Genomic DNA, 9,790 nt, shown 5'->3' on the forward strand with positions numbered 1-9,790 from the left:
TTTATTGTTTCTGTCTTTATAAATAATTTCATCGTTTCTTATATTCCACACAAAATTATCTACTCCTGTTCCCTCAAATATCCTAAATAAAAAATTACTAAATTTATTTTTTAGTTTAAAATTTATACCTATCATATTTTACACCCAATTCTTTATCAAAAAGTAATATTCTAAATTAATTTATTATGGACATACTGCATTAGCTGGTATTGTCCACCATAAAGGAGGCAATAACGATGGAATCATTCGAACTCCTCTATAAATAAGATAGCCTCCTCCCCCCCAAAGCTTAATACTAGTTATCTCAGTATATAATACTTCCTTAAATGTAACTATCATTTTCTTTTTCAAAAAAAAGTGATCTATAAAAAATGTTGCAATATTATCATCATACTTTGAACAAACTTCTATTAACTCTGAATCGTGTAAATTGAAATCATCTAACTTATTAATAGTATTTTTATTTACTTTCACTATAATTTACCTCTTCTCTAATCAAAATATGCACTGACCCAAGGCTCCGGAACAAGCATGCCAGCCTCATAATGTATTGAATCCAAATGTTTTCCTCCCCATGAAATATCCATTACATGATAATGTGAGCCATTATTAAAATCCTCATCCCATTCAAATACAGGATATTTCGCTCCTATAGGCTTCCACATAAAAATTCTTCCATTTTTAGTTCCAGGTAATTCATTTAACTCACATCCCTTTGATTTAAAATCATATGGATTTGCAGTTTAACTGCCTTCCCATTTCCCATGTAAATGTCTTATCATCATAGGTTATTTGCATATATATATAATGATTATAGTTATTTTTAGTTTATATAAAAAGAAGGTTATACGTAATTCTGATGAAAATCCGCATAACCTTATAATTTTAATTAAACACTTTCTTTTATATTATTAATTTTCTAAAACATCTTCCATTACTTCACCTTTTGCTATTGCGTTAGGTCCATCGAATAATACAAATTTGCCTCCTTTCCTTAATAGATTATGTGGAGCTTGTTCAAACAAATATTTTAAATCTACATAATAATTAGAATTGTTACTAACTCTTCTAATTATTACCTCAACTGTCCATTTAGGTTGGACATCTCCTTCTTCTTCAAATTTAATTTGAGGATGAAATTTTAATCCATCTAAAGGTATTTCTGGCCATTCTATCTCATCTCCAAACCATTCTATGCTTGCTTGTACATACTCTTTATCCATAACTTGCCCCTATCCTTTCATTAATTTAATTCACCGACCTATAACCTAACATAACAGCATTAATATATGGCACAGTACTATTATATGAAGGCCCTATACCATCAAGGTACGGATTATAATACATGCCAGGCAATGCACTTTCAGGTACAGTCACTGCAATTACTTTATATCCATATGGATTAAGTTTTTTTCCAAACTTATTTCCATCTACTGCATTAGTTGCAAACCATTTTGTATCCATAATCCACTTCTTATCTGCTGCCATATTTGAAAATTTCCCAGATTTCATAAATTTATTATATTCAACATAATCCATTGCCCTAAATAATTCTACTGTTGGATTGTCTTTTCGCTTAGTCTTTTCATCAACCCGCGCCCCTGTTGATACACGACTTTTCGCATAATCTGAATAATCTTTATATACTTTATAGCCAACATAACCAGTCCAAATAACTGCTGCTCCTATTAAAACTGGTGTTGCTACAAGTGCACCAATACCTTCTCCTAGAGCTGCTAATCCAGAGAAAATTGCTCCTATCGCAAAATGTCCGCTCGGATCTGACGAACCAATTGGATTACTCTTACAATACGCAAACATATTATGCGATAACAATTCTCCCTTTACACCTGTAATTTCATCTGCATTTACAAACCTACCCCAGTCAGCATTATAATATCTACTCTGCAAATAATATAACCCTGTCTCAGTGTCATACCTATATCCCCTATATCTATAAGGATTCTTTACTCCTACTGTTGAAGCTAAAGATCCTGTTGTTGAAATTAATTTACCCCATGAGTCATATACATAATTTACTACTACTTTACCATCCTTATCATGTAACCCTATTATGTCTCCTTGAACATTTCTTATATAGTAATACTCTGCTCCATTAAGGTTCATACTTAACAAATTATTGCTACTATCATAAGTATAGTATATGTTATCTGTTCCATTACTTTCAAAGGTTACTCTATCCCCTAATAGATGATACTTTGTTGTTACTCCATTTACTGTCTTTTCTGTTCTTATTCCTGAGTCATTATACTTATAGTTTACATTTAAATTTGTTCCTGTTATTCCCTTTAACTGTCTTCCCATTTCCCATGTGAATTTCTTATCTCCATAGGTTAATGGGTTTCCTATTTGATCATAGGTTATTGCTTGTCCGTTAAAGGTGGTAAGCTTATCTTTCCAATTTGCATCTCCATAGCCATATGTAATTGTAGCTGTTATAGCTCCTAGTGCTCCTGATGTTAGTGCATATTCTTTCTTGTTTAGAATATTTCCACCAGCATCATAGGAATAAGCTATTGTTTTGTTTATAATCCCATTGTCTTCTCTTACTAATTCATTTAACTCATTATAGTAATATTTTATCACCTTTGTTCCATCGGTGACAGTCTCTATATTACCATTTTTATCATAGGTGTAGCTTAAAGTACTTCCGTTATTATTTATACTTGCTATTCTTGCACTGTCTGTAGATCCTGTTGTAGCATTTCCTTTTTCATAATTATAAGTAGTATTAAATTTAGCTGTTCCCATAGTAAAGTTTTTAGAAGTAACTCTTCCAAAGGAATCATAAATATAAGAAGTAATATTTGCCACATCTCTAGAATAATTTACTGCTGTTATTCTATTATCTTTATCAAAGGCATAATTTGTTACGTAACTTTTCCCATTTACTTTTTCAGTTAAGCTATTTTTATTGTTATTATCATCAAAACCAAACAGTGAATAGTTTCCGTTACTTTCTTCAACTTTTGTTAGCCTATTTGATATATCATAATTGTATCTATAAGTTATACCATTTACAAAGTCTTCATTTACCCCTAGATTTCCATCTGCATCAAATTTATAGTTATTTCTAGTAACAGCATTATATGACTTTCCTATTATATTGCCGTATTCATCATAATTATTAGTTACCTTCTGCCCATTTCCATAGGTAAAATCTAAAAGTTTTCCTGTTCTATCTTCATAGTGATTAGATATTAAAGGAACATTTCCTACTGATACATTTGTGTTATTACCTAAGGAATCATAACCAAAATTATAATCAAAACCATTATGCGTAACTTTGCTTATTCTATCATTTTTATATTCGTAAGAATTAGTTACCGTTTTACCATCTACTTGCTTTGAAACAGATTTTTCTCTGTTCATTGCATCATAGTTGTAAGTTGTAATTTTGCCGTTAGCATCTGTTGCACTATTCAATATTCCCTTTGTTTCGTCGTAATTATAGGAAGTCTTATTCCCAAAACTATCAGTCATGGAACTCATATAGTTTCCACTTTGAGTATAGTTTGCAGTAGCTCCAATAAAGGTCTTATCATTGCCAATTGTCGCACTAACTGGATTTCCATTACTGTCATACTTAAAGTTATATACTACATTTTCTGCAGTTGTACCTTTTGTTACATTATGCTTTGAATCATATTCATATTTGAATTCACTACTCTTTGGATCAACTGACTTTACAAGGTCATTATTAGCGTTGTATTCAAACTTACTCTTCTTTTTAGCATTATCTTCTACAGATATTAGGTTTCCTTTATCATCATAAGTATAACTGTTACCAAACTCCTCCTTATAGAGCTGTACTCCATCAAAAAATGCTGCATTAGAATTAAATAAATAACATAGATATATATGAATGTCACTATAGTCACTTTTAGCTTTTATAACACTATTAATATATTGCCAATCATCAATATCTCTATTAAAACTTATAGTTTCCCATTGTGGTTGGCCACCAGTTATAAATGCCACTTGCAGTGCAAATACTCCACTTGGTACTGAAGCTCCTTTAGCCCACGCACCTATATCATACGTATCTCCAGCAATTCCGCTTACATTTGTTGCTATTCCTATCCTTTTTAGTTTTTCTCTTTCCCCATTTATTTTCATTACCGTTGAGTTTAGGTACGAAGGATGATTTGGATCTGCTATAGTTTCAATTTTATCATACTCTCCGCAGCCATGGTTCACCCAGCCATCAGGAATAGTGCCATAACCATGCAAACATCCATTTTGAACCAAGTTCAATCTATTAGCTATAGAGCCTTCTTCCAATTGGAAATCATCAAAATACGACATTCCTTTTTCATCATCCATTTGAAATCTAAGTATTAGTGATGTGGCTTGTGCATCTGATGGAACTGTAAAAGTTACACTAAGCCTTGTCCAATCATTATTACCATTTATGTAATTGGACTGTATATCTTCAAAAATCCCTTTATTGTTTAAATAATGTGCTGATAAAGAAGCTCCTCGTTTATTTCCATTTGATATATTTACAGTTTTTACATAGGCTGAAAAAGTATATGTTTTCCCTTTTTCTATGCCTATTACTTGTTGAGCATACATCTTCATTAAGTTATCGCTTTTTGTGATTGCAAAACTTCTTTTTCCTGAATGCTTCTCTGTTGTTGCATATCCATAACTTCCTGATCCTCCAGTAGTATATCCTAACCAATCGCCATCTGCCTCACAACCTGAATTTACTACATAATTCATTACTGACTTTTGCATTTTTGACTCTGAAGTTAATTTGGTAGTATTGGTAGCATTTTCAAACTTATAATATTTTGCATTTCCTTCTGGATCCTTAGTACTTACAGTTTTTCCACTGTCATCAAATTGAAAAACGTCTGCTTTTCCTCTAACATCAGTAAAAGTAGTTGTATTATAACCATAACTTATATTTACTTCATTTCCCTCTGTTCCATTTGTTGCTTTTTCTTTTATCTTTGAAACCCTATAAGGACTAGCTCCGTAATACTCATAAGACATCTTATAACCAGAAAGATTTACTACATCTAATAATTTATTATCACCATCAAAGGTATAACTTGATCTTTCTCCATCTGGATAAGTTATAGATGTTAATTGACTACCATTATATCCATAAGTTGTTTTACTTGTCTTATCAGGTGCTACAATTTCACTTAATAATCCTTGTGAATTATAATTTAATGTTGTCACTCTATTTGCGCCATCAGTTACACTGGAAATTTTCCCATTAGTATAATTAATAGTTTCAACATTATTGTTTTTATCTGTTATGTTTATTAAGGCACCCGCTGAATTAAAATTAATCTTATTATTCTTCTTATCCTTTAATGTAAAAGAACTATCTGAATTTCTACAAAGCTCCGTATCTGCTAGAGTATCTGCTTTCATAGATGATGGATTGTCAGCCTTAAAATAATGCCTCGTTCCATCTTCATCTTCATAAACATAATATAATTTTCCTGAAATAGTAGTTCCATATACTTTTTGACTAAGGTTTAGTCTATACCCTTGTCCAAAGCCAATATTTTTTCCTCTTTCATTTTCGTTATATACGTGTGTTATAGAAACTGGAAGTCTATTTCCGCTCATCCCTATATCATTGTGAGTAAAAATTAAATTTCCATTATAATCATTAACATAACCAGTTCCTGCTCTACCAACATCTTGAGAATGATATGTCCAATAGCTTTCTAAGCCTGTATTGTTTATAAAAGAAAATCCAACTAAAGGTCTTGCACCCTTATAATCAGGATGAGTATTTGAGGATAAAAACTCTTGATAGTTACCACCACCACCGTTACTTCTTAGTATTAATCCAAAGTTATTTCCTGTTGTATACCAATCCTTTGCAATAGAAGTTATGTCCCAAGAAAAATTCTTCGGCATTGATCCACCTACATTTTGAAAATCTTCAGTCTTCCAATTATAGGCTGGTTGGTTATTCCAAGTTATACTTCTTGAATTCCAATCATTTAAAACTTTATATATATTTATTTGATTATAATTAGAATTATTAGTATATAAAGCTAGATACAATTTTGCATCAATTACCATATCTGCTGAAGTTATTTCAGAAGGCAATGTAACTTTTATAAAGCTTCTTGTTTCTCCATAATGACCATCACCTACTCTTAATAGCTGAGCACTATTTAAATTTTTATTTTTTAAATCATCTCTACTACATACAAAACTATCTTGAATTGCATTAACATCTTGTGATGAGGTAACAGGTGGATCAATTGTTACTGGATATACTCTATCCTCTGAATCTAGCCATTCCTTGCTTGGAATTAAAGTTAATATATATCCCTTTTTATCTTCTTCTAAAGATATTTTAATATCCTCACTAGATGCTCCTTCTTTATCTATCATAAATGGTGCCTTTAAGGAAAATACTTCTTTACTTTTATCATCTTCATCATAAAACTTAACTACATTTTCTTCTAATTTTGCAATAACATTCTTAGTATTAAGCCTAAAGGTAAATTCTGATTCATTAGTTTTATCCTTTAATATTATATTTTCTTTTAAATCATTACCTTGAAGTTCATACTCTAAATCAGTATTTTCAAATACATCTCTATAGGTTGCTGTAGACTGTATTTTGGGAACTGTTTTCTTTTTCTCATTTTCTTTTATAACATCTTTTATTTCTTCTTTTTCCTTTTCTGATTTTCCTGATAATTCTTTATCTTCATTTACTGTTTTACCTGCTTCTTGTTCAATTTCTTCATTTAATTCACTTTCATCTATTTTGCTTTTTTCTACTTTTGATTTATTAGCACCTTCAAGGGACCAAGATATTTTGTGCTTGTCCTTTTTGATTGATACTAACTTTTTAGAATTGGAATACTTACCAAACTTAAATTTTAAGTTGCTTTTCGTATTCTCTAAAGCATCATCACCATCGTCATTTCCATCCCCTAGACTATTATCTATCTCTTTCCACTCACCATTTTCTTGGTAGTGTACGGGCTCTGGATAGACTACAGCTTCCATAGTATTGTCTTCCTTTAAAAAATACTTTGTATTTTCTTCTCTCTTTTCTTCTATTTCCCCAATTATTTTAGAATACTTACTAACTTCAGTAGCATTTACTGACTCCTTATTTGTATTCTCATTATTAAAACTTTTAGCTAAAGCATTTGTTGGTATTATTTCTATAAGTAATGTAAATACCACCAGAAATGCTATTCCCCTTGCAAATCTCTTCATTTTTCCCCTCCTAGAATATATCTTAGTAAATAGAATACTATTTTTTCTCGTCGTATTATGTAATATTTTGCTTTAATCGTATTGTTTTTTAAAAAGATTTTCCGACATTCTATCCAATAATTGAATTTTATTCAAATAAATTGTACCAACCTTACTTTTAGCAAAACATATTTCAATAATCTTCTGATAAGATATTGGAGTCTAACCATTCCCCTAATAGTGATAAAACTCTTCTAAACTCGCATTTTATCGGCATATTCTTCAGAATATAAGAATATTACCATATTTATGGTTAAGAATATTGCCATATAATAATATTTTGATACATTTTATCCTATGTATTCTTTTAATATTTTAATTGGATTAAAATATTGTATAAAGGTTTTCTAAACATAATACGATAATTAGAATAAATATAAAATTTTAGTATTGGAGAGTTTATATGATGAATAAGACATGGGGCAAAAAACAAACTTCTAAATTTAAATTTAACAGCATTAGAATTAAACTAATTACTAGTTTGATTACAATTTGCATGATTCCATTAGTAGCACTTGGTATCACTTCGTATTTTAAGTCTAAAGCCATTTTACATGACAATTTAACAACTACAAGTACTCAAACACTTACTGAAATAAATAGTGGACTTACAGAGTACTTCAACAGGTTTACTAATATGACTTCTATATTAGCAAACAACCTTGAAGATGCAGAAAACAGTGGAAGCTCAAATGATATAACTAATATACTTAAAGCAACACAAAGCACCAATAAAGATATATCTTCAGTTTATTACGGAACTTCATCTGGTAAGTATAGTATGTATCCATTAGAAAAAATGCCAGATGGATATGACGCCACTCAACGTCCTTGGTATAAACAAGCTATAGAAAACAAAGGCAAAGCTATAATAACACCTCCATATAAAGGAGCTTCTACAGGAAAGCTAATGATTACAATTGCGAAAACAGTAGAGAAAAACGGTCAGGTAGTCGGCGTTATAGGAATGGATTGCACTTTAGATACGCTTTCAGATAAGATTGCTGAGAAAAAGATGGGTAATGCAGGCTATGCATTTATTACAGATTCGTCGGGAATTATAATAGCTCATCCTGATAAAGATACTATTAATACAGAATTATCTATTTGGAATCTAATGAAATCTGATAATAAAGGTTTTATTGAATATGAGTATCAAGGTAATCAGAAATTTGGAGTATTTCAAACTAATGAACTTACAGGTTGGAAATTAGTAGCAGTATTACCTGAATCAGAGCTAACAATTAATACAAAGTCTATATTAAATATGACATTCTTATTTATAGGTATTATTGGAGTAGTTTCCATAGCATTAGCCTTATTGTTGAGTAATGGAATAGCTCAAAATATAAAGAGACTAAAAGATGTTTTTGCAAAGGCATCAAATGGTGATTTAACTGTATCTATAGAAGCAACAACAAAAGATGAATTTAAGGATTTAGCAGATTCATTCAATTCCATGATTGATAATATATCAAAACTAATGAATAATGTTACAAATTCATCAAAAGAGGTTTTAGAAACATCCTCAAATCTCGCAAGTATGTCAGAAGAAGTAACTGCCTCTGTAGGAGAAGTAGCAAAAGCTATCGAAGAAGTGGCATTAGGAGCAACTAACCAAGCTCAAAGTGCTCAAAACGGATCAGAAGAGATGAACAAATTATCAGATAAGTTAGATAAAGTTGCTACAAGCTCAAAGGAAGTAGACGATCTTTCTATGAACACTAAAGAACTAGGATCCAAAGGGCTATCTATGATAGATACATTAATAGAAAAGTCAAATAAAACTAAGCTGGTAACTGCTGAAGTTAATGATATAGTTAATGATATGAACGAAAGCACTAAAAAAATAGATACTATATCAGAAACTATTTCACAAATAACAGAACAAACAAATCTTTTATCTTTAAATGCAAGTATAGAGTCTGCACGTGCAGGTGAAGCTGGAAAAGGATTTGCTGTTGTAGCAGAAGAAATAAGAAAACTAGCAGAACAATCTAGTCACTCAACAGAAGAAATAAGAGCAATTATAGCAAATATACAAGAGAAATCAAACAGTGCAGTTAACGCTATAAAGTTTACTAATAATGTAGTAAATGAGCAAGATTTAGCTGTAGGAGAAACTAAGAAAATATTTAGTGAAATCCTTGAATCCATCGAAACAGTTTTAAGTAAGGTAAAAGAAACAAAGCTATATATTGTTGAAATAGAAGGTAAAAAGAAAAATGTATTAGAGGAAATAGAAGGTATATCTTCTGTTTCTCAAGAAACAGCATCAGCAACTGAAGAAGTTACTGCATCTACAGAAGAAATATCTTCTGCAATGATTAAGTTCACAAACTTTGCAGAAGAACTTCAAACATTAGCAGAAAAACTAGAAACAGAAATACAAAAATTCACTATAGACTAATAAGTGAATATAATAAAGGGGCTGTATCAAAATAAATTTTGATAATAGCCGAAAATGCTAAAAGAGGATTCAGAATTTGAATCCTCTTTTTTGCGCATA

General features: G+C 30.7%; 5 protein-coding genes. 1 reads left to right on the forward strand and 4 read right to left on the reverse strand.

The window, feature by feature from the left end; translation table 11 throughout:
• Positions 1-183: 183 nt before the first annotated feature.
• The 4 genes from FAY47_RS20705 to FAY47_RS19480 form a co-directional block, all read right to left on the reverse strand.
• Positions 184-474, reverse strand: a complete 291-nt coding sequence (locus tag FAY47_RS20705; RefSeq protein ID WP_207706274.1) for a hypothetical protein — start codon at positions 472-474, stop codon at positions 184-186.
• A 17-nt stretch (positions 475-491) separates the two neighbouring features.
• Complete coding sequence (locus tag FAY47_RS20515) at positions 492-665, reverse strand: hypothetical protein (protein ID WP_185966917.1); 174 nt, start codon at positions 663-665, stop codon at positions 492-494.
• Between the two features lie 246 nt (positions 666-911).
• Entirely contained in the window at positions 912-1,223 is a 312-nt protein-coding gene (locus FAY47_RS19475; protein WP_143318590.1) for a hypothetical protein, read from the reverse strand.
• A 25-nt stretch (positions 1,224-1,248) separates the two neighbouring features.
• Positions 1,249-7,242 carry a DNRLRE domain-containing protein gene (locus FAY47_RS19480; RefSeq protein WP_143318591.1) on the reverse strand — a complete coding sequence of 1,998 codons (5,994 nt, stop codon included), beginning with the start codon at positions 7,240-7,242 and terminating at the stop codon, positions 1,249-1,251.
• A 442-nt stretch (positions 7,243-7,684) separates the two neighbouring features.
• On the opposite strand from FAY47_RS19480, the gene FAY47_RS19485 reads away from it, so the two are divergent.
• Positions 7,685-9,691: a methyl-accepting chemotaxis protein gene (locus tag FAY47_RS19485; RefSeq protein ID WP_243129675.1), complete on the forward strand. Its 2,007-nt coding sequence runs from the start codon at positions 7,685-7,687 to the stop codon at positions 9,689-9,691.
• Positions 9,692-9,790: the final 99 nt, after the last annotated feature.

The sequence above is a fragment of the Clostridium sp. HBUAS56017 genome, assembly GCF_007115085.1.
GTDB lineage: Bacteria > Bacillota > Clostridia > Clostridiales > Clostridiaceae > Clostridium > Clostridium cibarium.

Excerpts from the sequence above, each read along its gene's own strand:
- FAY47_RS20515 (WP_185966917.1), bottom strand. The coding sequence starts at position 665 with ATGTGGAAGCCTATAGGAGCGAAATATCCTGTATTTGAATGGGATGAG.
- FAY47_RS19475 (WP_143318590.1), bottom strand. The coding sequence starts at position 1,223 with ATGGATAAAGAGTATGTACAAGCAAGCATAGAATGGTTTGGAGATGAG.
- FAY47_RS19480 (WP_143318591.1), bottom strand. The coding sequence starts at position 7,242 with ATGAAGAGATTTGCAAGGGGAATAGCATTTCTGGTGGTATTTACATTA.
- FAY47_RS19485 (WP_243129675.1), top strand. The coding sequence starts at position 7,685 with ATGATGAATAAGACATGGGGCAAAAAACAAACTTCTAAATTTAAATTT.